Annotated in this window: 23 protein-coding genes; 17 read left to right on the top strand and 6 right to left on the bottom strand. The window is 69.3% G+C overall.

Annotated elements, in window-relative coordinates:
• Positions 1 to 21: 21 nt before the first annotated feature.
• A complete protein-coding gene (locus ACFXK0_RS12535; protein WP_379410232.1) occupies positions 22 to 1,143 on the bottom strand; it encodes a metallophosphoesterase in 1,122 nt (373 codons plus the stop codon).
• Positions 1,144 to 1,250: 107 nt separating this feature from the next.
• Here ACFXK0_RS12535 and ACFXK0_RS12540 point away from each other — a divergent pair, with 107 nt between their 5' ends.
• The 9 genes from ACFXK0_RS12540 (at position 1,251) to ACFXK0_RS12580 (ending at position 11,145) form a co-directional block, all read left to right on the top strand.
• Complete coding sequence (locus ACFXK0_RS12540) at positions 1,251 to 2,720, top strand: aldehyde dehydrogenase (RefSeq protein WP_379410233.1); 1,470 nt, start codon at positions 1,251 to 1,253, stop codon at positions 2,718 to 2,720.
• Positions 2,721 to 2,779: 59 nt separating this feature from the next.
• A complete protein-coding gene (locus ACFXK0_RS12545) occupies positions 2,780 to 3,526 on the top strand; it encodes an SDR family oxidoreductase (protein ID WP_379410234.1) in 747 nt (248 codons plus the stop codon).
• Positions 3,526 to 4,419 carry an NAD(P)-dependent oxidoreductase gene (locus ACFXK0_RS12550; RefSeq protein WP_379410235.1) on the top strand — a complete coding sequence of 298 codons (894 nt, stop codon included), beginning with the start codon at positions 3,526 to 3,528 and terminating at the stop codon, positions 4,417 to 4,419. Before ACFXK0_RS12545 ends, ACFXK0_RS12550 begins: the two co-directional genes overlap by 1 nt.
• A 2-nt stretch (positions 4,420 to 4,421) precedes the next feature.
• Positions 4,422 to 4,808, top strand: coding sequence for a carboxymuconolactone decarboxylase family protein (locus ACFXK0_RS12555; protein WP_379410236.1), 387 nt, complete (start codon positions 4,422 to 4,424; stop codon positions 4,806 to 4,808).
• Positions 4,805 to 6,289, top strand: a complete 1,485-nt coding sequence (locus ACFXK0_RS12560) for an FAD-dependent oxidoreductase (RefSeq protein ID WP_379410237.1) — start codon at positions 4,805 to 4,807, stop codon at positions 6,287 to 6,289. The genes ACFXK0_RS12555 and ACFXK0_RS12560 overlap by 4 nt, the downstream gene beginning before the upstream one ends.
• 5 nt (positions 6,290 to 6,294) lie before the next feature.
• Complete coding sequence (locus tag ACFXK0_RS12565) at positions 6,295 to 7,182, top strand: LLM class F420-dependent oxidoreductase (protein ID WP_379410429.1); 888 nt, start codon at positions 6,295 to 6,297, stop codon at positions 7,180 to 7,182.
• A 158-nt stretch (positions 7,183 to 7,340) separates the two neighbouring features.
• On the top strand, positions 7,341 to 7,928 hold the full coding sequence (locus ACFXK0_RS12570; RefSeq protein ID WP_379410238.1) for a TetR/AcrR family transcriptional regulator: 588 nt from the start codon (positions 7,341 to 7,343) through the stop codon (positions 7,926 to 7,928).
• Positions 7,929 to 8,099: 171 nt separating this feature from the next.
• Entirely contained in the window at positions 8,100 to 9,452 is a 1,353-nt protein-coding gene (locus ACFXK0_RS12575; protein ID WP_379410239.1) for a cytochrome P450, read from the top strand.
• A 19-nt stretch (positions 9,453 to 9,471) separates the two neighbouring features.
• On the top strand, positions 9,472 to 11,145 hold the full coding sequence (locus tag ACFXK0_RS12580; protein WP_379410240.1) for a 4Fe-4S binding protein: 1,674 nt from the start codon (positions 9,472 to 9,474) through the stop codon (positions 11,143 to 11,145).
• Positions 11,146 to 11,164: 19 nt separating this feature from the next.
• Here ACFXK0_RS12580 and ACFXK0_RS12585 read toward each other — a convergent pair whose 3' ends face one another.
• From ACFXK0_RS12585 to ACFXK0_RS12605, 5 genes are all read right to left on the bottom strand, one after another.
• Entirely contained in the window at positions 11,165 to 11,965 is an 801-nt protein-coding gene (locus ACFXK0_RS12585) for an SDR family oxidoreductase (protein ID WP_379410242.1), read from the bottom strand.
• Positions 11,966 to 12,054: 89 nt separating this feature from the next.
• The gene (locus ACFXK0_RS12590; protein WP_379410243.1) at positions 12,055 to 13,596 is read right to left on the bottom strand and encodes an aldehyde dehydrogenase family protein; all 1,542 of its coding nucleotides are present in this window, start codon (positions 13,594 to 13,596) and stop codon (positions 12,055 to 12,057) included.
• Between the two features lie 13 nt (positions 13,597 to 13,609).
• On the bottom strand, positions 13,610 to 15,196 hold the full coding sequence (fadD1, locus tag ACFXK0_RS12595; protein ID WP_379410244.1) for a fatty-acid--CoA ligase FadD1: 1,587 nt from the start codon (positions 15,194 to 15,196) through the stop codon (positions 13,610 to 13,612).
• A gap of 12 nt (positions 15,197 to 15,208) precedes the next feature.
• Complete coding sequence (locus ACFXK0_RS12600) at positions 15,209 to 16,855, bottom strand: acyl-CoA synthetase (protein ID WP_379410245.1); 1,647 nt, start codon at positions 16,853 to 16,855, stop codon at positions 15,209 to 15,211.
• Between the two features lie 8 nt (positions 16,856 to 16,863).
• The gene (locus tag ACFXK0_RS12605) at positions 16,864 to 17,733 is read right to left on the bottom strand and encodes an SDR family NAD(P)-dependent oxidoreductase (RefSeq protein ID WP_379410246.1); all 870 of its coding nucleotides are present in this window, start codon (positions 17,731 to 17,733) and stop codon (positions 16,864 to 16,866) included.
• A gap of 580 nt (positions 17,734 to 18,313) precedes the next feature.
• On the opposite strand from ACFXK0_RS12605, the gene ACFXK0_RS12610 reads away from it, so the two are divergent.
• From ACFXK0_RS12610 to ACFXK0_RS12645, 8 genes are read left to right on the top strand one after another with little or no spacing between them, the layout of a single operon-like run.
• Positions 18,314 to 19,162, top strand: coding sequence for an MlaE family ABC transporter permease (locus ACFXK0_RS12610; protein ID WP_379410247.1), 849 nt, complete (start codon positions 18,314 to 18,316; stop codon positions 19,160 to 19,162).
• Positions 19,162 to 20,025, top strand: coding sequence for an ABC transporter permease (locus tag ACFXK0_RS12615; protein WP_379410248.1), 864 nt, complete (start codon positions 19,162 to 19,164; stop codon positions 20,023 to 20,025). The genes ACFXK0_RS12610 and ACFXK0_RS12615 overlap by 1 nt, the downstream gene beginning before the upstream one ends.
• Before the next feature lie 4 nt (positions 20,026 to 20,029).
• Positions 20,030 to 21,082 carry an MlaD family protein gene (locus ACFXK0_RS12620; RefSeq protein ID WP_379410249.1) on the top strand — a complete coding sequence of 351 codons (1,053 nt, stop codon included), beginning with the start codon at positions 20,030 to 20,032 and terminating at the stop codon, positions 21,080 to 21,082.
• On the top strand, positions 21,082 to 22,086 hold the full coding sequence (locus ACFXK0_RS12625; protein WP_379410250.1) for an MCE family protein: 1,005 nt from the start codon (positions 21,082 to 21,084) through the stop codon (positions 22,084 to 22,086). The genes ACFXK0_RS12620 and ACFXK0_RS12625 overlap by 1 nt, the downstream gene beginning before the upstream one ends.
• Positions 22,071 to 23,108: an MlaD family protein gene (locus ACFXK0_RS12630; RefSeq protein WP_379410251.1), complete on the top strand. Its 1,038-nt coding sequence runs from the start codon at positions 22,071 to 22,073 to the stop codon at positions 23,106 to 23,108. Before ACFXK0_RS12625 ends, ACFXK0_RS12630 begins: the two co-directional genes overlap by 16 nt.
• Complete coding sequence (locus ACFXK0_RS12635) at positions 23,108 to 24,202, top strand: MlaD family protein (RefSeq protein ID WP_379410252.1); 1,095 nt, start codon at positions 23,108 to 23,110, stop codon at positions 24,200 to 24,202. Before ACFXK0_RS12630 ends, ACFXK0_RS12635 begins: the two co-directional genes overlap by 1 nt.
• A complete protein-coding gene (locus tag ACFXK0_RS12640; protein WP_379410253.1) occupies positions 24,199 to 25,269 on the top strand; it encodes an MlaD family protein in 1,071 nt (356 codons plus the stop codon). The genes ACFXK0_RS12635 and ACFXK0_RS12640 overlap by 4 nt, the downstream gene beginning before the upstream one ends.
• The gene (locus ACFXK0_RS12645) at positions 25,266 to 26,222 is read left to right on the top strand and encodes an MlaD family protein (protein WP_379410254.1); all 957 of its coding nucleotides are present in this window, start codon (positions 25,266 to 25,268) and stop codon (positions 26,220 to 26,222) included. The genes ACFXK0_RS12640 and ACFXK0_RS12645 overlap by 4 nt, the downstream gene beginning before the upstream one ends.
• Positions 26,223 to 26,237 lie beyond the last annotated feature (15 nt).

The following is a 26,237-nucleotide window of genomic DNA, read 5'->3' on the forward strand; positions in this document are numbered from 1 at the left end:
AGAGAACAGCATTCTCGACGATCAGCCGCGACGAAGAGTGAGCATGACGATTTCGGGTGGGACGCCGAGGCGGACGGGTGGCCCCCAGGCACCGACGCCGACGGTGGTGTAGATCCGCAGGTCGCCGAAGCGGTCCCAGCCGGAGACGGTGGGATTCGCCCAGCGGACGGGGTAGACGAAGGGCCACATCTGGCCGCCGTGGGTGTGACCGGAGAGCTGGAGTTCGATGCCGCCCCGGTCGGCGGCCTCGATGACCTGGCGGGGCTGGTGGGCGAGCAGGAGAGTGAAGCGGCCGGGGTCGGTGCCGTCGAGCGCGGCGGTGAGATCCGGGGCGTACGGGGCGGATTCGTCGTAGTCGTAGACACCGGCGATGTCGATCGTCGCGCCGTCGACGGTCAGCTCGGTGTGTTCGTTGCGCAGGGTCTCGATGCCGAGGGTCTCCCAGAAGTCCAGCCAGGTCGCCACATCGTCGACATAACCCTCGTGATTGCCCGCGACCCCGAGCACCCCGTACTTCGCGCGCAATCCCGCCAGTGGGGCGATATCGCTGCCCACGAGTTCGACCGAGCCGTCGATGAGATCACCGGGGATGACGATGAGATCGGGCTGCTGCGCATTCACCAGCTCGACGACGCGCTCACTGAACCCCGGACCACGCGCCGCGCCCACATGCAGGTCCGAGACCACCGCCACCCGCAGCCCGTCGAACGATTCCGGCAGATTCGCGAAGCGCGCCTCGGTCTCGACGACGCGAATGCGCTCGGCCTGGAAGACACCCACACCGACCGCGCCGACCGCCGCGACCACCAGCACCGCCGACAGCACCCGCAGCCAGCGCGTGCGCCGCGTCGAGCCCGCGACCCGCAGGATCAGCAGCACCACCCCGATCACCAACAGGCCGAGCAGCAGATAGAACAGCACCGCGAACCAGACCCACCCCAGCCAGATCAGCGCCCGCACCGGACCGGGCGCGAAGACACTGCCCGCGCCGGCGGCGGCGACGGCGGCGATCCACAGCACGCCGAGTAGCACGGCCGCGGCGATCCGGGCGACCCCGCCGACGCCGGGGGCGAGCACCAGCCGCCGGTACAGCAACCAATGCGCCAGGGCGACCAGCACTCCCACCACGATCATCTGCAACACGTTCCCCATGCTATGCGGCCCGCGCGCGGGACCCCGCGCACCCCTTGCGCATCCACCGACAATTGAAATATAGTCCGGACACCTGTCCAGACATGTAGGGAGACACGGTGGCGAGTGACCTTCGTCCAAGTGACGGCACCAAACTGTTCATCGACGGCAAGCTCGTCCCGGGATCCGGTGGTGTCTACGCGAACACCGACCCGGCGACCGGCGAACAGCTCGGCTGGGCGGCCGAAGGCACCGCCGAGGACATGATCGCCGCGATCGAGGCGGCGCGGCGCGCGTTCGACGACACCGGCTGGTCCACCGACCCGGCATTGCGCGCGCGGTGCGTGCGCCAGCTCGGCGACGCGATGAAAGACCATGTCGAGCAGCTGCGCGAGATCACGATCGCCGAGGTCGGCGCACCGCGCATGCTCACCGCCGGGCCGCATCTCGAGGGCCCGGTGGACGATCTCGGGTTCTTCGCCGATCTGGCCGAGTCCTATTCCTGGCGTACCGATCTGCCGATCGCCGAGCCGATGGGGATGCGCACCAGCAGGCAACTGCGCCGCGAGGCCGTCGGCGTGGTCGGCGCGATCACCCCGTGGAATTTCCCGCACCAGATCAACCTCGCCAAGATCGGTCCCGCGCTGGCCGCGGGCAACACCGTCGTGCTCAAGCCGGCGCCCGACACCCCGTGGTGCGCGGCCGCACTCGGCGTGCTCGCCGCCGAGCACACCGACATCCCCCCGGGCGTGCTCAATGTGGTGACCTCCTCGGACCACCGGGTCGGTGCGCTGCTCAGCGAGCACCCGGACGTGGATCTCGTTTCGTTCACCGGGTCGACCGCGACCGGCAGGTCGGTGATGGCCGCCGCCGCGAGCACGATCAAGAAGGTCTTCCTCGAGCTGGGTGGCAAATCGGCGTTCGTGGTGCTCGACGACGCCGATATCGCGGCCGCCTGCGCCATGGCCGCTTTCTCGGTGTGCGTGCACGCCGGTCAGGGCTGTGCGCTGTCCACCCGGCTGCTGGTCCCGCGTTCGGCCTACGACCAGGCGCTCGCGGTCACCGCGAAGACGATGTCGGGCCTGCGGGCGGGTGATCCGAACGACGCGCGCACCGTGTGCGGTCCGCTGATCTCGGCCAAGCAACGCGAACGCGTCGAGGGCTACATCGATCTGGCGCGCCGGGAAGGTGGCGAGATCGTCGTCGGCGGCGGGCGGCCCGCGGACCGCAGCGGGTATTTCGTCGAGCCGACCCTGATCGCCGGGCTGACCAACCAGTCGGCGGTGGCCAGGGAGGAGATCTTCGGTCCTGTGCTGGTCATCCTCCCCTACGACGACGATGACGACGCGGTGCGCATCGCCAACGATTCGCCGTACGGCCTGTCGGGTTCGGTGTGGGGTACCGATCCCGCTCGGATCGACCGGGTCGTCTCCGCCATCCGTACCGGCACGCTCGGCGTGAACGGCGGCACCTGGTACGCGGTCGACGCGCCGTTCGGCGGCTACAAGCAATCCGGGATCGGGCGCGAGATGGGCGTCGCGGGATTCGAGGAGTACCTCGAGACCAAACTCGTGGCCTACCCCGCCTGAATCCCGGCCACGACCGCCGGAACACCTCCGGCGGCACCACTATTCGAGGAGCACTCGACATGGCACGTTTCACCGATCGCACCGCGATCGTCACCGGCGCGGCGCAAGGAATCGGCGCGGAATACGCCAAGGCACTGGCCGCCGAGGGCGCCCGGGTCGTGGTCGCCGACATCAACGCCGAGGCCAGCGCCTCGGTCGTCAAGGAGATCAGCGCGGCCGGCGGCACCGCGGTGTTCCACGAGGTCGACGTCTCCGACCCCGAGTCCGCCGCCGCGCTCGCGGCCTTCACCGCCGAGAAGTTCGGTGGCATCGACCATCTGATCAACAATGCCGCGATCTACGGCACCATGAAACTGGATCTGCTGCTGACCGTCCCGTGGGACTACTACAAGCGTTTCATGAGCGTGAACCTCGACGGCGCGCTCAATGTGACCAGGGCGGTCTGGCCGGTGATGTCGGCCGGTGGCGGCTCGATCGTCAACCAGTCCTCCACCGCCGCCTGGGTGTACTCCGGCTTCTACGGGCTGGCCAAGGTCGGGGTGAACGGCCTGACCCAGCAGCTGGCCCACGAGCTCGGCGGCTCCAAGATCCGGATCAACGCGATCGCGCCCGGCCCGATCGACACCGAGGCCACCAAGACGGTGACACCGTCCAGCATTGTCGAGGACATGGTGAAGCGGCTGCCGCTCAAGCGCATGGGCACCCCGCAGGACCTCGTCGGCGCCTGCCTGTACCTGCTCTCGGACGAGGCCGCCTGGGTCACCGGCCAGATCTTCAATATCGACGGCGGCCAGGTGATGCGCTAGTGACCGGCACCGACGCGAAGGCCGGATACATCGGCCTGGGCAATATGGGCGCGCCCATGGCCCAGCGCCTCACCGACTGGCCCGGCGGCCTCGTGGTCTGCGACGCTAGGGCCGAGGCGACCGAGAAGTTCGCGGCGGCAGGCGCTTGCGTCGCCGCCACACCGGCCGAGGTGGCTGCCGAGGCCGCGGTGATCTCGGTGACCGTGCTCGACGACGCCCAGGTCCGCGAGGTCGTCGGCGGTCCGGACGGCATCCTGCGCACCGCGCGCCCCGGCACGGTGGTCGCCGTGCATTCCACGATCGCCGACACCACCGCGGTCGAGCTCGCCGAGCTGTGCCGTGAGCACGGCGTCGACCTGGTCGACGCGCCGATCAGCGGCGGCGCCAACGGCGCGAAGCAGGGCAGGCTGGCGGTCATGGTCGGCGGTACCGACGCGGCCTTCGCCGCGGTGCGCGAACCGTTCGGCCGCTGGGCCGATCTGGTCGTGCACGCCGGTCCGGTCGGCTCGGGGACGCGCATGAAGCTGGCGCGCAACCTGTTGCATTTCGTCGCGTTCACCGCGGCGACCGAGGCGGCCCGGCTCGCCGAAGGCGCCGGACTCGACATCCGGCGCCTCGGTGAGGTCGTGCGCCACTCCGATGCCGTCACCGGCGGTCCCGGCGCCATCCTGTGGCGCGAGACGACCGAGCCGATCGGCCAGGGCGATCCCTGGCACCCGATCATGTCGCACGTGCGTGACCTGGGCGAGAAGGACCTCGCCCTGGCCATCGCCCTGGGCGAGCGACTCGGCGTCGACCTGCCCCTCGCCCGCCTCGGCCTCGACCACCTCGCCGACGGTCTCGGCCTGCCCCACCCCGCCGCGACGACCGCGGCGCCCACCGACAGGAGATGACGATGACCGACGACGCCCGCGCCCGCGGCCTGGCCAGGATGAAGGAGGTCTACGGCTGGCAGCCGCCCGAGATCGACGGCGCCTTCTTCGCCACCACCGTCGACCACCTCTTCGCCGAGATCTGGAACCGGCCCGGCCTGACCGACCGGGACCGCCGGCTGATCCTGCTCGGGGTGCTCGCCGCCCAGGGCCGGATGGAAACCGCCGAGATCCAGATCCACGCCGCCCTGCACAACAAGGAACTCACCGAGGAACAGCTCCGCGAGATCGCGCTGTTCCTGTGCCATTACGTCGGCTGGCCGAACGGCACCCGCCTCGACACCACCATCACCACCGTCACCGATCGCGTGCGCGACGGCGGCGAACCGCGAATGCGCAGGCTGAAATGACCGACACGGCCAACTGCCGCCCGGTCGACGCCGCCGAGGTCGGCCACTGGGATCTCGAGGCCGACGTGGTCGTCGCGGGATTCGGGGTGGCGGGCGCCGCGGCGGCGGTCGAGGCGGCCCGCTCCGGCGCCGATGTCCTCGTGCTCGAACGCACCGGTGGCTGGGGTGGCGCCGCGTCCCAGGCCGGCGGCTTCGTCTACCTCGGTGGCGGCACCGCGCTGCAACGCGCGCTCGGTTTCGACGACACCCCGGCGAACATGGAGAAGTTCCTGCTCGCCGCGCTGGGCCCGGGCGCCGATCGCGCGAAGATCGCCGACTACGCCGAAAACAGTGTGGCGCACTACGACTGGCTGGTCGGGTGCGGTGTCCGCTTCCGCGAGGCGTTCTGGGATCAGCCGGGGTGGGAACCGCCCCACGACGAAGGGCTGATGTATTCCGGCGGGGAGAACGCGGCGCCGTTCAACGCGATCGCCACACCGGCCCCGCGCGGTCACGTGCCCCAGATGGCGAACAAGCAGACCGGCGCCAAGGGCGGCGGCTACATGCTGATGAAACCGCTGACCGACACCGCGGCGGCTCTCGGGGTGCGCGCGGAATACGACATCCGGATCCGGCGGCTCGTCGTCGACGACGGTCGCGTCGTCGGTGTCCTGGCCACCCGCTTCGGCGCGCCGGTCGCCGTGCGTGCCCGGCGCGGTGTCGTGCTGGCCACCGGCAGTTTCGCCTACAACACCACCATGGTGGAGAACTTCGCGCCGCTGCTGGTCGGACGGCCGGGCGCGGCGATCGAAGAACACGACGGGACCGCGATCCGGATGGCACAGGCGCTCGGCGCCGACCTGTCCCACATGGACGCCACCGAGGTCGCCTTCTTCGGCGATCCGCAGCTGCTGGCCCGCGGCATCCTGGTCAACGGCCGCGGCCAGCGGTTCGTGCCCGAGGACACCTATCCCGGCCGGATCGGTCAGATGACCTTGCTGCACAACGAGAATCAGGCGTACCTCATCATCGACGAGCAGGCCCTGGAAGCCGCGAGCGCGACCGAGACCGCGACACCGTTCTTCCGGGTGCCGCCCACCTGGGCCGCGGAGTCGATCGCCGAACTCGAAGCCGACATGGGCCTGCCCGAACTCGCGTTGCAGACCACCGTGCAGACCTACAACCATCACGCGAAGACCGGCACCGATCCGCTGTTCGGCAAGAAACCCGAATGGCTCGAGCCGATCGGCACGCCGGTCGCGGGCTTCGATCTGCGCGGGCGCACCGCCGGATTCACCCTGGGCGGGCTGCGCACCGATCTGGATTCGCGGGTACTGCACGTCAACGGTGAACCCATCGCGGGCCTGTTCGCCGCGGGACGGTGCACGGCCGGGCTCTGCGCGGGCGGCTACGTCTCGGGTGCCTCGCTGGGCGACGGCAGCTTCTTCGGGCGGCGCGCCGGGGCGGCCGCCGCACACGCCGACACCGACGAAGGGCAGTGACAGCCATGCGATTCGGGACAGTTCTCTTCACCAGCGATCGGGGCATCGCGCCCGCGATCGCGGCCCGCGCCGCCGAACAGGCGGGATTCCGCTCCTTCTTCGTCCCGGAGCACACCCACATCCCGGTGCGCCGGGACGCGGCACACCCGCTCACCGGGGGCGCCGAACTCCCCGACGACCGCTATCTGCGCACCCTCGACCCGTGGGTCTCGCTCGCGACCGCCGCCTCGGTCACCGAGACCATCGAGTTGGCGACCGCGGTGGCGTTGCCGGTCGAGCACGACCCGATCTCCCTGGCCAAGACGATCGCCACGCTCGACCACCTCTCCGGCGGCCGGGTGACCCTCGGCGTCGGATACGGCTGGAACACCGACGAACTCACCGATCACGGTGTACCCACCGGCCGGCGCCGCACCATGCTGCGGGAGTACCTGGAGGCCATGCGCGCGCTGTGGTCCAGCGAGGAAGCCGAGTTCGACGGCGAGTTCGTGAAGTTCGGCCCGAGCTGGGCCTGGCCGAAAACCGTGCAGCAGCCCGGGGTGCCCGTGCTGGTCGGCGCGGCGGGCACCGACCGCAACTTCCGCTGGATCGCCCGCTCGGCGGACGGCTGGATCACCACCCCGGGCGAAACCGACGTTGTCGAGCGCACCGCCGCACTGCACGCGATCTGGCGGGAGGCGGGCAGGCCGGGCGCGCCACGGGTGGTCGCACTCGACCGCAAACCGGCCGCCGACCGGCTGCGGACCTGGGCCGATGCCGGTGTCACCGATGTGCTCTACGGCCTGCCGGACGACTCCGAACAGACCCTGGTGGCCTATCTCGACCGCCTCCGCGGCAAGCTCGACACCATGGGACTGCTCGACGACAGCACCGCGACGGCGACCCCGGCGTAGCCCCCGGAAATTCCCGCGGCGGTCTCCGCTATTCGATGCTGCCCGATGCCCGGAATAGGGCATCGGGCAGCATCGTTGTGATGTGGAACATATTTCGCTATTCGACACGCACACGCACCGTGTTGCTGAATTAGCGCGACTACGACTAATATGGACTGGTGTCCGAAAACCGTTCCGATCCCCCAATTCTCGAGGCCACCCGACGCCGCCTGACCGAGAAGCAGGCCGACACTGTCGACCGGCTGACGAAGGCCGCGGTCGATGTGATCCAGCAGCAGGGATACGCAGGACTCACCGTCCGGATGGTGGCCGCGGCCGCCGGCGTGGGCACCGCTACCGCGTACACCTACTTCTCCTCCAAGGAACATCTTGTCGCGGAGGTGTTCTGGCGGCGCTTGCTGCAGTCTCCGCAGCTCGAGCACGCCGAGGGCCAGACGATGACGGAACGGGTCGTCGCGACCCTGCGGCAGGTGTCACTGATCGTCGGCGGCGAGACCGAACTCGCCGGCGCGGTGACCAGCGCACTGCTCGGCCAGGATCCCGATGTCTCGCACCTGCGGGTGCGCATCGGTCTGGAAATCCGTAATCGCATCGCCGAGGCACTCGGCCCTGACCCCGATATCGATGTGCTCGAAACCTTCGAAATGCTCTATGCCGGCGCGCTCGTCCGGGCAGGTATGGGATACGGGAGTTACGACGAGATGGCGGATCGAATCGAGAAATCCGTGCACCTGATTCTGCGCTGAACAATTCAGCGAACATATTCATAGCGCGTCACCGAAGAACCGCCTCCCGAATGGGGGCGGTTTTTTGCGCATTGCGACCAGCAGTCGAACTGTAGTAGCGTCTGGACAGGTGTCTATACGGGGCTCCGGTCCTTTGGCGACCGCATGCCGACCATGATTGAGAGGTCTTCGATGACGATCCTGAAGCCGCAACGCGTCTCCGGCGGCGAACACGAGCACGGGCACCTGGAGGAGCTGCGGGCCGACCCGATCGCCCTGATGCACCGGGTCCGGCGGGAATGCGGCGATGTCGGCATCTTCGAGCTCGCCGGGCGCGATGTCGTCCTGCTCTCCGGCGAGGAGGCCAACGAGTTCTTCTTCCGCGCGAGCGACGAGGACCTCGACCAGCAGGCCGCGTATCCGTTCATGAAGCCGATCTTCGGCGAAGGTGTCGTCTTCGACGCCAGCCCCGAGCGGCGCAAGGAAATGCTGCACAATTCGGCGTTGCGCGCCGATCACATGCGCGGGCACGCGGCGACCATCTCGCACGAAGTCGATCGCATGATCGCCGGCTGGGGTGAGTCCGGCGAGATCGATCTGCTCGACTTCTTCGCCGAATTGACGATCTACACCTCCTCGGCCTGCCTGATCGGCACCAAGTTCCGCAACGAACTCGACAGCCGCTTCGCCCAGCTCTACCACGACCTCGAGCAGGGCACCGACGCGCTGGCCTACGTCGACCCCTACCTCCCGATCGAGAGTTTCCGCAAACGCGACGAGTCCCGGCGAAAGCTCGTCGAACTCGTCGGCGAGATCATGGCCGGGCGCATCGCGAATCCCCCGCAGGGCAAGGACGACCGCGACCTGCTCGATGTCCTGGTCTCGGTCACCGACGAACACGGCGTGCCCCGCTTCTCCGCCTCCGAGGTCACCGGCATCTTCATCTCGATGATGTTCGCCGGCCACCACACCACCTCCGGCACCTCGGCCTGGACGGTCATCGAACTGCTGCGGCATCCGGAGGCGATGCGCGCCGTGGTCGCCGAACTCGACACCCTCTTCGCCGACGACAGCGAGGTGAGTTTCCGTGCGCTGCGCCAGATCCCGCAGCTCGAGGCCGCGCTCAAAGAGGCCCTGCGCCTGCACCCGCCGCTGATCATCCTGATGCGGGTCGCGCGCGAGGAGTTCGAGGTGTGCGGGCGCAGCATCTCCCCCGGCGACCTGGTCGCCGCGACACCCGCGGTGTCCAACCGGATCCCGGAGAGCTTCCCCGACCCCGACACCTTCGATCCCGGTCGCTACATCGATCCCGAACAGGCCGATGTCGTCAACCGCTGGACCTGGATTCCCTTCGGCGCGGGCAGGCACCGCTGTGTCGGCGCCGCCTTCGCGCTCATGCAGATGAAGGCGATCTTCTCGATCCTGCTGCGCGACTGGGAGTTCGAGATGGCCCAGCCCGCCGACAGCTACCGCAACGACCATTCCAAGATGGTGGTGCAGCTCCAGCAACCGTGCCGGGTCCGTTACCGCCGCAGGCAGCGCTGAGAGGACCGGGGAAACAGCCATGGCCTACGTCATCACCCAGCGCTGCTGCAACGACGCCAGCTGCATCGCCGAATGCCCCGTCGACTGCATCCGCCCCCGGCCCGAGGACCCCGAGTTCCGGTCCGCGGAGATGCTCTACATCGACCCGCAGACCTGCATCGATTGCGGCGCGTGCTTCGAAGCGTGCCCGGTCGACGCCATCTACGCCGAAGAGGATCTCCCACCGGACCTGACCGCGTTCGCCGAGCTCAACGCCTCCTACTTCGGCTTGCATCCGCTCGCCGGCGATGCCCTCCCGCTGCCCCGGCCCGCGCGGTTGAGCCGCGAACACGGGCCGCTGCGGGTCGCGATCGTCGGTACCGGACCGGCGGCCTGCTACACCGCCGAACACCTGCTCTCCTACGGCGAGGTGGAGATCGACATGATCGATCGGCTGCCCACCCCGTGGGGCCTGCTGCGCTACGGCGTCGCCCCCGATCACGCCCAGACCCGCGGCGTGGCAGACGCCTTCGCCGCCGCGTTCAAGCGTGACTCGGTGCGCTTCCATCTCGATGTCGAAGTCGGCAACCATCTTTCGCACGCCGAGCTGCTCGACAACTGCCACGCCGTGGTCTACGCCGTCGGCGCCGCGGGGGATCGTCCGCTGGAGCTGCCCGGTGAGGACCTGCCGGGAAGTCACTCGGCGACCGAGTTCGTCGCCTGGTACAACGGCCACCCCGACTACGCCGACCGGGTCTTCGACCTGAGCGCCGAACGGGCCGTGGTGATCGGCAACGGCAATGTCGCGCTCGATGTGGCCCGGGTGCTCACGCTGCCGCCGGATCGGCTCGCGCGGACCGATATCGCCGATCACGCGCTGGCCGCCCTGCGCGACAGCGCGGTGCGCGAGGTCGTCGTGGTCGGGCGGCGGGGGCCGCTGCAGGCGGGCTTCACCAGTGCCGAACTTCTCGCGTTGCAGCACCTGCCCGGGGTGGACGTGATCGTCGACCCCGAGCTGGTGCGGCTGCACCCGGCCGATCGGGAGATCCTCGACGCCGCCGAGACCTCGCACGCGGTCCGGACCAAATGGCGGTTGCTCAACGAGATGGTCGACCGGCCGACCCGGCCCGGCAACCGGCGCATCGTGCTGCGCTGGTGGACCGCACCGACCGCACTGACCGGCCACGATCGCGTCGACACCGTCGAATACGCGCACACCGAACCCGTCCGCTCTGCGGCCGGGGTGTCGGCCGGACCCACCGGCCGCACCGGATCGATGGCGGCGGGCCTGGTGCTGCGCGCGGTCGGCTATCGCGGTGCGCCGGTACCGGATCTGCCGTTCGACGATGCCCGCGGTGTCCTGCCCACCGTGGCCGGACGCGTCATCGGTGACAGCGGGGAACCGCTCACGGGCGTGTACGCGGCGGGGTGGATCAAGCGCGGACCGCGCGGAGTCATCGGCACCAACCGCATCGATGCGGCCGAGACGGTCGAGGCGCTGGTCGAGGACTACCGGGCCGGTGTGCTGAACGAGCCGGCCGGCGACGCCACGGCGCTGAGCCGGCTCATCCGCACCCGGCGGCCCGATGCCATCGACCGTGCGGGCTGGCAGGCGATCGACACCGCCGAGCGCGCGGCGGGCGCCGCAGACGGGCGGCCACGCAGGAAGTTCACCGAGCTCGGTGATTTCCTGCGGGCCGCTCGCGGCGAATAGGCCGGCGCGCGAGGCGAACTCAGGGCTGCGGCGCTCCGGATGCGGGGCGCCGCAGCGGCGCTTCGGGCTGGACTTCGCTGACGATCACGTGCGATCCGCGCGGAGTGCTCACCACCGACGCGACCGCCGCGGCCATATCGGAGGCACGCAGCATGTAGGGGTGCCGGGCGAAGCCCCACTTCGACCAGTCCTCGAGCAGCGGCCCGACATCCTCGACGGTGGCGTCGGTGCCCATCTCGGTCGAGGTCGGTCCCGGCCGGACCATCGACACCCGCACACCGGTGCCTTCCAGTTCCATCCGCAGCTGGACGGACAGGGCCTCCAGCCCGGATTTGGCCGCGTTGTAGGCACCCATCCTGGGCCGGGGGGACACCGAGCAGTCGGACCCGATCAGCACCACGTCGCCGCGCTGCCGCTCGACCATGCCCGGCACCAGCCGGTGCAGCATCCGGTGCGGGCCGGCCAGGTGCACATCCAGCTGACGCGCGAAATCCGCCGGCGTCATCTCGTAGGCCAGACCGAATCTGACCACCCCGGCCGCGGACACCAGGATCTCGATATCGCCGAGTTCCTTCTCCGCGGCGGTGACGAACTCCTCGACCGAATCACTATCGGTGACGTCGAGCCGATGGACGAACGCGACCCCGCCCTTGTCCCGGATCCTCTTCGCGACCGCCTCGCATTCGGGCACCCGGCGGGCACCCAGCGCCACCGGATGACCCAGTTCGGCCAGGGCTATCGCCGTGGCGGCGCCGATGCCGGACGAGGCTCCGGTGACCACGGTGGGCCGTGTGACCGGATGGGGGTCGAATCGTGGCATGCTCGTACCTTTCTCCTGATCCAGAACGAATCTGGACACCTGTCTGGACAATACTACGGCCGGAGTGGCCGAGGCAATGACCGCCGGGTTCAGGACAGCAGACGACGTAGTAGCTTGCGACCGAAACCGACCCGGACCAGCCAATCCAGTTGCCGCTCGGTCGCCGCGGTGTACGGATACCAGATCGCTTCCCGCTTCCCCGCGCGCCGGGCGATCAGCACCGGTTGTGCGTGGGTGAAGCCGCGCAGGCCGTCGAGTCCGTCGTTGACCCGGCCCAGACCGCTGCTCTTGCGCCCGCCGAAGGGCGCCTCGGGAACGCCGTAGATCACCGCGGCGTCGTTGTGCACGACCGAGCCGGTCTCCAGCTGTGCCGCGATCCGCCGCAGGCGCGCGGTGTCGGCGGTGAAGACCGAGCCGGACAGCCCGTACGGGCTGTCGTTGGCCAGCCGGACCGCCTCCTGCTCGTCGCGCACCCGCATGATCGCCACGACCGGGCCGAAGGTCTCCTCCCGCATGATCTCCATGTCGTGGGTGACCTCGGTGACCACCGTCGGCGCGAAGTGAAGTCCCTTGTCCCCCACCGGGTCACCGCCCACCGGCACCGTGGCGCCGCGGGCGCGGGCGTCGTCGAGCTGGCGGCGCACCAGCTCGAGCTGGCGGTCCCAGATGAACGGTCCGACATCGACCGGGTCGCCGGGCCCGTGGCGCACGGCCTGCGCCTGCTCGCGCACCCGCCGCTCGAACTCCTCGGCGACACTGTCGAGGACATAGACCCGCTCGACGCTCAGGCACACCTGACCGCAGTTGAGCATCGACAGATAGACCGCGGCCGCGGCCGCGCGCTCCAGATCGGCGTCCGCGCACACGATCATCGCGTCCTTGCCACCCAGCTCGAGCGTGCACGGGGTCAGCGCCGCTCCGCAGGCGGCGCCGATCGTGCGCCCGGTCGCCACGCTGCCGGTGAAACTGATCTTGTCCACGCCCGCGCCGACCAGTGCCGCGCCGGTCTCGCTGTCACCGTGCAGCACCTGCACGACGTCGTCCGGGACCCCGGCCTCGTGCAGCAACCGGACCACCCACTCGCCCGACCGTGGTGCCACCTCCGACGGTTTGAGCAGCACCGCGTTGCCCGCGAGCACGGCCTGCACCACCGGATTCAGGGCCAGCACGAACGGCCCGTTCCACGGAGTGATGACACCGACCACGCCCAGCGGCTGATACTGCAGCACCAGCTTCTTGGTGGGCCGCAGATAGCCGTGCAGGGATCGGCGCCGTGGCCGCAGCGCGCGCTCGGCCTTGGCGCACCAGTAGTTCAGGAAATCGCAGGACGGCACGATCTCCATACCCAGCGCCTCGATCCGTGGCTTGCCGGTCTCCGCGTGGACGGTGTCGATGATCTCCGCGCGATGCCGGACCAGCGCGTCCAGCGCGGCGCCGACGATCCGCGCCCGCTCCCGCGGCGACTTCGCCGCCCACGCCGGCTGTGCCGCCCTGGCCCGCGCGAGCGCGGCATCGACGTCGGCGGGCGTGCTCACCACCAGCTCGCCGATGCCGTGGCGGTCGATCGGGCTGGACAGAGCGAACCGCCGCCTGCCCTCCGCGGTCTCGGGCAGTGCCTCGAGGATTGCCATATCTCTCCTTGTCTCAGCCCCGCGGTGCGGCGACCTCGTAATGCCGGGCACGGGGCTCGCGCCGCCAGAGGATGCCGTCGCCGGCCGCCGCACCCGCCGACTTCAGTACCCGTTTGAGGATCTTGTTGGTCGCCGTCGTCGGCAGCGTCTCGACGATCCGCACGAAGCGCGGCCACGCCTTCGGCGACAGGTCGAGCTGGGCGCCGAGGAACTCCGCGAACTCGCGCGGGGTCAGGCTCGCGCCGTCTTGGAGCACCAGCGCGGCCATCACCGCGTCCCCGACGTGCTCGTCGGGGACGCCGTACACCGCCGCCCGATTCACCGCCGGCAGCCGGTGCAGGACGCGTTCGATCGGTCCGGCGGCCAGGTTCTCGCCGTCGACGCGCATCCAATCCGCCGTGCGCCCGGCCAGATACAGCCATCCGTCGGCGTCCTTGTAGGCGAGGTCGCCGGACCAGTAGAAGCCGCCGCGCAGCCGCTCGGACGTCGAGGACTCGTCGTTGTAGTACCCGCCGAACAGGCCGGCGCCGGTGGTGTTCACCAGTTCGCCGATGGCGCGCTCCGGATTCGTCAGCGCGCCGTGCTCGTCGAATTCCGCGGGCGGGCATTCGAGGCTGGTCGCCGAGTCGTACACCGCGACACCGGGATAGCCCCGGCCGACCGAGCCCGGAGGTGTCCCCGGTTCCCGGGTGATGATGATGGCCAGCTCGGTCGAACCGAATCCGTCCCAGACCGTGCAGCCGAAACGGCACCCGAACTCGGCGATATCGCGGTCGGTGGCCTCGTTGCCGAAGGCCGCGCGCAACGGATTGTCCGCGTCGTCGGGTTGTTCCGGCGTCGCCAGCACGTAGGCCAGCGGCTTGCCGACATAGTTCAGGTAGGTCACCCCGTGGCGCCGGATGTCGGCCAGGAAGGTCGACGCCGAGAACCGGGCCGGGACCATGGCGGCACCGCTGGCCAGCGCGACGCTGAGGCCGCCGAGCACGGCCGCCGAGTGGAACAGCGGCATCGACAGGTAGCAGACATCGTCGGGGCCGAGCCCGAACTTGTCCACCAGCGGCGGCCCGGCGAAGGGAATCATCATGTGCGCCAGCCGAACAGGCTTGGGATTGCCGCTGGTGCCCGAGGTGAAGATCAGCATGAAGGTGTCGGTCGCCGACGGCACCGAGTGCGGGGTCAGCGGCCCGGCCGCCGCCAGCCCGGCCGACCAGTCCGGCGCGTCCACGTCCACGACGGTGACACCGGGCAGATCCAGCCCGGCCACCAGGGCGCGATGCGCGCTGTCCACGAGCAGGACCTGCACATCGGCGCGCCCGATATCGCTGACGAGCCCCTCGCCGCGGCGGGTGTCGTTGATACCGACAACGACATAGCCGCCCAGTGCGCCCGCCGCGACCGCGATCAGCATCTGCGGGGTGTTGCCCAGCAGCAGCCCGACGTGCATCGGGCGGGCCGGGTCGGCCACGGCCAGCACCGCCGCCGCCTCCCGCCGGGCCGCGGCGACGTAGTCGTGCCAGGTCCACGTCCCGGAGTCGTGGACGATCGCGGTACCGGTGTCGTCGGCGCGCGCTTCGAGCATCGCCGTGACGGTCTGGAACATCGTTGTCATTCCTCAGACCTGCCCCGCCAGGTGCCGAGCCCACCGATAGTCCGCCTTGCCGGTCGGCGAGCGCAGGATCTCCGAGCACCGGATGATCGCCTTGGGCAGCTTGTAGCGGGCGATGTGTTTCGCGCATTCGTCGAGCAGTTCGGCGTCGGTGACGTCGGTGTCGCCGAGGTCGACGATCGCCACCACCTCACTACCCCAGCGGTCCGACGGTCTGCCGACCACCACGACATCGAGGACGCCGGTGTGGGCGGCGACCGCGCGCTCGACCTCTTCGACGAAGATCTTCTCGCCGCCGGAGTTGATGGTCAGGTTGTCGCGGCCGAGCAGTTCGATCCGGCCGTCGCCCAGCACATTCGCGCGATCACCCGCGATCGACCAGCGCTGCCCCTCGACGGTCGGGAACGTGCGCGCCGTCTTGTCCGCGTCGCCCAGATAGCCCAGCGGGATGCGACCCTTCCTGGCCAGCCAGCCGTACGCGCCGGGCTCACCGAGCACCCGCGTGAAGTCCTCATCGATCACCACGGTGTCCTCGCCCGCCGGGACGAAACTGCCGTGCGAGCCGGTGGCGCTGTCGTCGAAGACCTGCGTCATCTGGATGCCGGATTCGGAGGACCCGACCGAATCGACCACGAGGATCGGGCGCCCGAACGCCGCGACCAGGCGCTGGCGCACCGGCGGCGTCAACGGCGCTCCCGCATTGTGCACGGCCGCGAGCAGACCCAGATCGTAGGAGTGCCGTTCGAGTTCGGCGGTGATCGGACGGGCCATCGCGTCGCCGACGATCGGCAGCGCGATCACCCGTTCGCGGGCCACCGCGTCGAGCACCGACACCGGGTCGAACCGATCCACCACGGCGGGCAGGACCAGGGTGCCGCCGTTGGTGACGGTCTGGAACAGCAGCCATTGCGCGGCACCGTGCATGAACGGCGCGGCCACCAGCAACCGGTACGCGCCCCCGGTCGCCACCGCCGACGCCGCGAGTTCGTCATAGGAGCCCAGCTGCTCGCCGGTCCCGAACCGGGTGCCGCCCATCGCGGCGACGTAGACGTCGTCCTGGCGCCACAGCACGCCCTTGGGCATTCCGGTGGTGCCGCCGGTGTAGAGCAGATACAGGTCGTCGCCGGTGGTCGCGGGCAATCCGCCGGGCGGTGCGGGCGCATCGACCACGGTGCCGTAGTCGATGGCGCCGGGCAGCAAGGCGTTGCCGCTGTCGTCGGCGACTTGAATGAGCAGCACCGGATCGTTCAGATCGGCGAGGACGGCGGCGACCCGTGGCGCGAACTCCGCGTGATAGACCAGCACCCGCACCCGCGCGTCACGCAGCAGGTACAGCAATTCCTCTTCGACATACCGGTAATTGATATTGAACGGCACCGCACGCGCCCGATAGGCCCCGATCAGGACTTCCGGATACTCGGTACAGTTGCGCAGGTAGATGCCGAGATGGTCCTGACCCGACTCGTGCCCGGCCAGCACCGATCGTTCGCGGCGGCAGCCGATCCCGCGCGCGGTGAGGAAATTCGCGAATCCGGTGACGTGCCGGTCGGTGTCGGCATAGGTGACCCGGCGCTCACCCCAGACGATGAACTCCTGCTCCGGGATCTGCGCGGCGACCGTCGCGAAGACGTTCGACAATGTGAATGCCACCATGGAATCTCCTACACTTCGCCATCAGGGCTGATCATTGTGTGCAATTCGCCGACCGTCCACGGCGGCGAATTCCGGTGGTCGCGGAAGCCGGCCACGCCGAGTTCGGGACGGGCGTAGCGCCCGACGAAACCACCGGCGGCGACGAATATCTCGCCGGTCACCCGCGCCGAGGACGGGCCGGCGAGATACAGGTACAGCGCGGCGGCGTACTCGGCGGGCGGCGGATCGAGCGAGGCCTGCATGGTGAACTCGTCGATCATTCCGCGCCGGAACAATTCGGCGATGTGTTCCTCGTACTCCGATCCGGTCGAGAGCCGGGTGCGCGCACCGGGACACACGACATTCGCGCGGATCGAATGCTCCTGCAATTCCGCGGCGATCGCCCAGGTCAGACTGTTCACCGCGCCTTTGGCCGCCGCGTATCCGGTGCCGCCGTAGTCGCCGAGAAAGGCGAACGAGGAGGTGTTCACGATCGAACCGCGGCCCTGCCCGACCATTACCGGCGCCGCGATCCGGCAGGTGGTGAAGGTCGTCGACAGGTGCGAATCCAGTTGCGCGTGCCAGTCGGGCTCGTCGATCTCGAGGATCGACGAGCCCGGCGGCTCGGCCATTCCGGCGCAATTCACCAGCGCGTCGACCGCGCCGAATTCCTCGACGCAGGTCGCGATCAGTTTCCCGGCGACGGTCTCGTCCCCGGCCGACCCGTCGATGCCGATCACCGAGGCCCCGCTCGCGCCGATCTCGCGCACCGCCCGGTCCACCGCGGCGCCGTCGCGGCCGTTGACGACCACGCCGGCGCCGTGCCTGGCCATCAGTTCGGCGACCGCGTAGCCGATTCCGCTGCTGCCACCCACCACCACGACGCCACGACCGGACATCGTCCGATCCGTGTTCACCGGACTGTTCGCCATCACACCTCCGACCGGATCGGCAGTGTGCGGGCAGAACAGTCCGCCGACCACCGACCTGCGTTTCCGGACTCATCATTGAATATCTGTCCGGACAGCTGTCTACTATACGAAGTTGTCAACCCCCCGTGGGCGCATTCCGGGGACATCCGCGCTCCCCCGGCACGTCGGACACGACACGCCGCTACCGAAGGATTGATAGCTCTCGAGCATTATCGACAGTTCACAAGAGAACGTCATTACCCTGAACTAGACTGTCCCCACAAGGACTTTCACCTTTCATCCCATGAACCCCGCTGGCGACCACCGGTGATCGTCACACTCGTCCAGTGGTCCCCACCACAGTGATTGCTTGCCCCCGCAGTAGACGTGTAGTACCGTCCAGACTGGTGTCCAGCTGACTGGTCGGACATGTGATTAGCGAGGGGTTCGCCATGATGTCGGCCATTTCGCGGAATTCGCCGGAGCGCGTCCGCAGCGGTCGAACGGCGCACTGGTGGCACCGATTCGCCAGCGAGGTCCGGTCGAACGTGGGGGTCCGATGTCGACGATGAGTTCGATGCCCGAATCCGGAACCGACGAGCCGACCGTTCGCGCGGTCCTGCGCCGCAATTTCGCCGACACCGTGCTGGCCGGTCTGGCCACCTTCGGCCGCGCATTGCGCATCGGGTCGCAATCGGTCCGCATCGGGGCGAGCGACGCGATCCGGCTGCGCTTCGAAATGCACGAAACACTCGAACAGGCATGGTTTCTGATCAAGGTGACGGCGGTGCCCAGCATCTTGATGGCCATCCCGTTCGGAGTCATTCTCTCGACGCAGGTCGGCAATATCGTCTCCCAGCTCGGCGCCAATTCGATGATCGGCGCGGCGGGTGGCCTCGGCGTGATCAAACAGGGCGCGCCGATGGCCGCGGGCATCCTGCTCGGCGGTGCAGGCGCCGCCGCGATCGCCGCCGACCTGGGCGCGCGCACCGTACGCGAGGAGGTCGACGCCATGCGGGTCATGGGGGTCGATCCGATCCAGCGCCTGGTCGTACCGCGCATCGCGGCGATGATGCTGGTCGCGCCGCTGCTCAACCTCCTCATCATCGTCGTCGGCATCGCCGCCGGTTACGGGGTCGCGGTCGCGGCCCTCGATGTCACGCCGGGCAGTTATTGGGATTCCTTCGGCGCCTTCACCACCTCGTTCGATGTCTGGGTCTCGCTGGTGAAATCCCTGCTCTTCGGCTTCCTCGTGGTGGTGATCGCCTGTCAGCGCGGGCTCGAGGCCAAGGGTGGGCCGCGCGGTGTCGCCGACGGGGTCAATGCCGCGGTGGTCATGTCGGTCGCGGCCATCACCGTGCTCAATACCGTGGTCACCCAGGTGATCACGATGTTCGTCCCGATGAAGACCGCCTGATGACCGCCGCGCCCTACCTGCCCCTCGGAGTCCGCTGGCTCGGCCGGCTCCGCCGCAAACTCGGCCCGCTGCGCCCGATCGAGTCGCTCGGTTTCACGATCGGCTTCTGCTGGCAGGTGCTGTCCACGATCCCGTACACCGTGGTGCACTACCGCCGCCAGACCCTGCTCGCGATCACCGATATGACCTGGGGTCGCGGTTCGGTGATCATCGGCGGCGGCGTCGTCCCGCTGATGCTGCTGATGGGGGCCGCGATGGGCGCCTCCATCGGCATCGAGGCCTACAACGCCCTCGACGCGCTCGCGCTCGGGCAGCTCAGCGGCCTCATCTCCGCGTTCGGGGTCACCCGGGAGCTGGCCCCGATCGCCGCCGGAGTCGGGTTCGCGGCCCAGGCCGGCTGCCGGATGACCGCCGAGATCGGCTCGATGCGCATCTCCGAGGAGATCGACGCGCTCGAATCGCTCGGTATCCGCTCGGTGCCGTTCGTGGTGACCACCCGAGTGGTGGCCGGGATCATCGCTGTCGCACCGGCATTCGTCGTCGCACTGATCCTGAGCTACCTGTCGTGTCAGCTGATCGTGACGACCTTCCACGACGTGCCGCCGGGAACCTACGACCACTATTTCGATCAGTTCGTCCTCGGCTGGGACGTGCTCGCCGCGACCATCAAGGTGGTGGTCTTCGCCGTCGCCGTCGTCCTGATCCACAGCTACCAAGGCTATTTCGCGACCGGCGGACCCGAGGGGGTCGGCATCGGGTCGGGGCGCGCCATCCGCGCCAGCCTCGTCGCCATCATCGCCCTCGACATGGTGGCCACCATCGTCCTCTGGGGATTCCGGTCCCCCATCACGTTCACCGGGTGATCGCATGCCGCCTTACGCACTTCCCGGCACCGAGGTCGGGCCGTGGCGCGCCCGCGTCCTGGGCGCCTGCGCCGTCGCGATCACGCTGGTCGGAGGCCTGGTCTGGCGGGCGCTGCCCGAATCCGGCGCACCGGAGGACATCCGCGTCGCGGTCCGCACCGATCAGGTCGGCGAAGGCGTGCAGCCCGGCACCGACGTGCGTCTCGACGGCGTCAAAGTGGGTTCGGTCGCCGCGATCACCGCCGTCGGCGCGGGACGCGAGGACATCGAACTGGTCCTGGACCGCACGCAACTGTTCGGCCTCACCGACACTCTCACCGTCGACTTCGCACCGGGCAACCTGTTCGGAATCAGTGCGGTGCAGCTGATCTCGCAGGCCGGTGGCACCGAGCTGCGCGACGGCTCCACGGTCGACCTGAGCGGCGAGCACGCAGGCCGCGTCCGCGACGCCACCCTCTCGGCGCTGCTGCGGTCGACGGGACAGCTCACCGACAAGGTCCTGACCACCCAATTGGCCGACCTGCTGCGCACCGTCTCCGGCGATCTGCGCGCCTTCACCCCGTTGCTGGAGGCGCTCGGCGCCACCCTGCGCGCCTACGCCGACACCCGCGTGCTCGCCCCCTCGGACCTGGCCGGTTCCTTCGGTGCGACGCTGACCGGGCTGCCACCGATGCTCACCGGGGCGGTGGACGTCCTCGATGCCGCCTACACCAACGAGTACCTCCGCTCGCCGGACAACCTGCGACGCTTCGCCGAGTTCTGGGACGACATGCAATACGATCTGCTGCCCGCCGTCACCCGGACGATGACCACGGCCGAAACACATTTCGGCACCCTCATGCCGATCATGACGATGATCTTCGACCAGGTCGCCGCGTCGGCGGGCCCGGCCGGGGGCACCACCGAACAACTCGCCACCCTCATCGAACGACTCGGCGCCGCGTTCGCGCAGACGCCGACCGGACCGGTGCTGCGGGTCGCGGTCGAGCTGGACACCGTGCCCGGGCTGGCCGGGCCACTGGCGGCACTGCTCGGTGCGTCCACGGGAGGCCGGTGATGAAGACTCGTTCGCTGGCGCTGCGGGTGGTCGTGGCCGTGGCACTGATGGCGGTGGTGCTCGTCGGCGTCCTGCGCCTGATCGAGCGGCCGGTCCGCGGCGACACCGACACCTACACCGCGCTGTTCACCGATGCCAACGGACTGCGCGCCGGCGACGACGTGCGCCTGCACGGCGTCCAGGTCGGCAAGGTGGCCGGGATCGAGCTGGCCGGCACCCTCGCACGGGTGCGGTTCAGTGTCGTGCGCGACCGCCCGGTGTACACCACGACGACCGTCGCCGTCCGATACCAGAATCTCACCGGATTCCGGTACCTGGACCTCGTCCAACCCGACCGGCCGGGCGAGACCCGCGCACCCGATGCCGAGTTCGGCACCACCGAGACGATACCCGCCTTCGACATCACCACCTTGTTCAAGGGACTACAGCCGGTGCTCGCGCAACTGTCCACCGACGAGATCAACCGCTTCACCACCAGCATGCTGGCGGTGATCCAGGGTGACGGCACCGGACTCGGACCGGCACTCGACGCCGTCGACACGCTCAGCCGGTACGCCTCCGACCGCCAGGTGGTCATCTCCACCCTGGTCCGCAACCTGGGCCAGATCTCGGATCGGCTCGGCGGCCGGTCGGGACAGGCCGTCCAGCTACTGACCAACCTGACCAATCTGTTCACCGCCATCGCCGAGAAACTGCCCGGGCTGGTCGACTTCTCGATGACGATCCCGCCGGTGATCGAACCGATCCAGTCGATGTTGCGCACCGCGGGCATCACCGGCGACGAGAACCACGATCTGGATCTCGTGCTGCGCAACGCTTTTCCCGATCAGCAGGTGGCGGTGGCGGTGTTCGACCGGCTGCCGGGTCTCATCCAGTCCATGGCCGCGCTGGTACCCGCCGCGGACGGCGGCGGCCTGCGCTGCTCCCAAGGCGTCGCCGTCGCGCCCGAGCCACTCCAGGTACTCATCGCCGGACAGGGGGTCGTGCTGTGTCACGCTCGATAGCCCGGCTCCGTTCGCTGCTGCGGCGGATCACCGCGGTGGACCCGGCGAACGCCCGGACCACCGATCTGCGCTGGGGCATCGTCGGTCTGTGCGCCGTCGTCGTGCTCACCGTCGCCGTCGGCGTGGTGTCACTGGTCGGGACGACCGCCGAACGCGAGTACGCCGCCGATCTGCGGCAGGCGGGCGCGCTGCGCGTCGGCGACGACGTCCGGATCGCCGGCATCACCGTGGGACAGGTGGACACCCTCACCCTGCGCCCCGACCGGGTCCGGATGACCTTCACCGTCCGCGACGACGTCTTCCTCGGCGACCAGACGGTGCTCGACATCCGGATGCTCACCATCGTCGGCGGCTACTACGTCGCCGTGCAGCCCGCGGGCAGCGCGCCGCTCGGGCAGGCCGTGATCCCGATGGAGCGAGTCGTGTTGCCCTACAACCTCACCCAGGTCTTCCAGGACGCCGTGCGACCGGTCGAGGAGATCGACGGCACCGTGCTGCGCGAGAACCTGGCCGCGGTGTCCACCTCGATCTCGGGCAGTCCCGACGCCTTCCGATCGGCGATCGGCGCCGCCGGCGACCTGGTCACGGTGATGAACGAACAGAACGCCGACATCTCCAAGGCGCTCTCGATCGCCGACGAGTACCTCACCGCGATCGACGCGAGCTCCGATGTGCTCGCCCAGCTGATCCGGATGCTGCGGACCCTGGAGACGATCGTGCAGACGCACAAGGCCACCGTCGCGCACGCGCTCAACACCCTCTCCGACGTCCTGCACCGGGCCTCCCCGCTGGGGCGCGCGTGGGACGCGAGCCTGCACGACCGGGTCGGCCCGCTGACCGACGCGGTCGCGGGCCTCGACGGCCTCGCCACCCACCTCGGCGAGTTGTCCGGCGCGCTGCGCGCCCTCGAGGACAAGTTGCTGCCACTGCTGTCCGGCGGCGCGGGAGCGCGGATCGACCAGTCCGGCGTGACCGTCGTCCCGGAACGACTGTGTATCCCGGTGCCGGGAGGGGGTTGCTGATGCTGACCGGAATACTGGGGTCGCGGGGGTTCATGTCCGCCGCGGTCGTGCTCACCCTGGTGCTGGCCGGTGGCGCCGCGCTGCACCTGGCCCGGCCCACCCCCGAGGTCCGCTCCTACTGCGCCGACATGCCCGACAGCATCGGGCTCTACCGGGGCAGCCCCGTCACCGTGCTCGGTCTCCGGGTCGGCGAGGTGACCGGCATCGAACCCGAAGGACCCTGGGCACGAGTACATTTCACCGTCCGCGCCGACCGCAAGTTGCCACTCGACGTCGGCGCCGTGACGGTGAACGACACCCTTGTAGCCGATCGCGATCTCGCGCTCGTCGGCGACGAACCCACCGGACCGGGCTGGGACTCCGGCACCTGCATCACCAACACACTCACCCCCGCGAGCCTCACCGAGACCTTCGACGCGCTCGCCGGGCTCGCCGACGAACTCGACAGCACCACCGACGATCCCGCCACCAGCTCGGGTCTGGCCGCGCTGAACCGGGCCACCGCCGGGACCGGCGACCAGCTCAACGCCGTCATCACGCAGCTCGGGCAGGCACTGTCGGCACCCGACGCCGCGATCGGGCACATCGGCAGCCTCATCGACGCGCTCGCCGCACTGCTCCAGCAGGCCCACAGCGGCTGGGACGAGGTGGAGGCGATGACCACCGAACTCCCCCGCACCTTCAACGACATCGTCACCATCGCCTTTCCACCGATCATCGACATCGTCACCTACCTGATCCAGGTGCTCCCCCAGCTCAACGACGCGATGATGCTGCTGGCCACACCGACCGTCCGCGCACTGGACAAGATGTCGGACCTGCCCGACCTCCTGGCAGCCGGGGTCGGCTCGTTCGCCGACATCGTCGAGCGGGCCCCGGCGATCGCGGCCGGTCTGGCCACCTCGCTGGACCCGGCCACCGGCCGACCCACTGTCGACTACCTCGCACCGAAGATCGCACTCCCCCAGGGCGATTCGGCGACCCTGTGCGCTGCCTTGCACGCGCTGACCGGGCAGCCGTGTACGACGGCCGCCGACGGCAGCACGACCGTGCCGTCGATTCCGCTGCTGCTGGCGGCGGTGAGCGCCGGATGAACCGCCGCACCCTGCGCCGCCGCCTCGCCCCGGTACTGCTCGCGGCCACCGTCACCTTGAGCGTGTCCGCCTGCGATGTGCAACCCGCCGACATGACCAGTTTCGGGACCGGAGGACCCACCTATCCGCTGCACATCGAGTTCACCAGCGTGCTCAATCTCCCGCAGGGCGCCAAGGTGATCGCCGACGGACTCGAGATCGGCCGGCTCACCCAGGTCACCCTCGTCGACCCCGGTCCCGGCGAGACCGGATCCGGGTACGTCTCGGCCGAGATCGCGGTCGGGCGATCGGTGCGACTGCCCGTGGGTACCACCGCCGAACTGCGCCAGGAGACACCGCTCGGCGATGTCCACATCGCCCTCGCCGAACCGCGGACACCGACCACGGCGATGCTCGCGCCCGGGGCGACGATCCCGCGCTCGGACACCACCCAGGCACCGACCATCGAGGACATCCTCGCGGCACTGTCGACCTTCATCGGCACCGGCGCGGTCACCGATGTGCAGGACATCATCCGGACGATGAACGGCGTGCTGCCCACCGATCCGCGCGACACCGCGCGACTGTCCGGCATTCTCGGGGCCGACCTCACCGATCTCGCGGGCGATCTGGAGTCCGTCGACGCCGTCCTCGACGGACTCCAGACCACCCTCGACGACGGGGTCATCGACAACGCGCCGGTGATCGAGGAGTTGCTGACGCCCTACGGCGTCCAGCAGACCACCGACGCGATCAACGCCCAGATCGGTGTCATCTTCGTGCTGACCGCGCTCGGCCCGGTCGCCCCGAGCGCCGCATGGCTCGGACCGCTGCTCGGTTCACTCGACGCCACAGTCGCCGCGGTGGTGCCGATGCTGTTCGGCAGCCGTCCGCTCGACACCGATTCCCCGTCGAACATGAAAGCACTGGTCGATCTCATCCACACCACGATCATCCCGTTCGCCGAACGCCCGACGATCGACCTGGTCGAAGTATCGGTCGCCGGCGAGTCGGCCCCGGCGATGCCCGTCGACGAACAGACGCGCCGGATCGTCGACCTGCTGCGCGTGATCGGAGCGGTCCGATGAATGTCCGTGCCGCGGTGTCGCTGTCGGCGATCGCCGCCGTGCTCGTCCTCGGCGTCGCCTATATGACCTTCGGGGTGCTGAATATCGACCCCCGGGTTCGCTTCATGACCGTCGACATGGAGCTCGACAATTCCGGCGGGCTCGGCGCGAACGCGCCGGTGCTGCTCAACGGGGTGACCGTCGGCCACGCCGAGTCGGTGCGCAAGCAGGCGCGCGGCGTCCTGGTGCGCCTGGCGATCGACGACCGGTACCGCATCCCGGTGTCGAGTCCGGTTCGCATCGAACAACTCTCGGCGCTGGGCGAACCGTACATCGGCTTCGAGCCGACCGACGGCGACGGACCGTATCTCGAGGACGGCCAGGTCGTGCCCGCCGCCCAGGTGCGCACGCCCATGACGATCACCGAACTGTCGTCGAAGATGGTCGTGCTGCTCGACGGGATCGACCCCGACGCGATCGCGGGCCTGGTCGACACCTTCGATCGCGCCCTGGCCGGCACCGACGCCACCATGCAGACACTGCAACGCTCGACCACGCTGCTGGCGGCGACACTGCTCAGCCGGACCCAGGCCCTGCACCAGCTCTTCGCCGATCTGCAGTTCGTCGGCGGCGACATCGACTGGATGGGGCCCTCGCTCACGACCGCCGGACCGCTGTTCGGCGAATTCGGTATCACGCTCAGCGCGATCGTCCAATCGGGGTCGGCGCTGGTCGAAAGCCGCCCCACCGAACAGTATTTCACCGGCGACGGGCTCGTCCCCTTCCTCACCGAACTCGAGGCGTTGCTGGCGAAGATCGGGCCGAGCTCGGCGAATCTGGCGCCGATGTTGCAGCCGGTGGTCGGCGACGCGGTCCGGCGGGTACCCGACATCGACCTCGGCACCCTGCTCGACCAGGCACTGCACGGCCTCGGCGACGACGGCGCGGTGCATCTGCGCATCGGCATGAAATAGCGCCGTGGACCACGG

The sequence above is a fragment of the Nocardia sp. NPDC059177 genome, from assembly GCF_042755165.1.
Lineage (GTDB): Bacteria > Actinomycetota > Actinomycetes > Mycobacteriales > Mycobacteriaceae > Nocardia.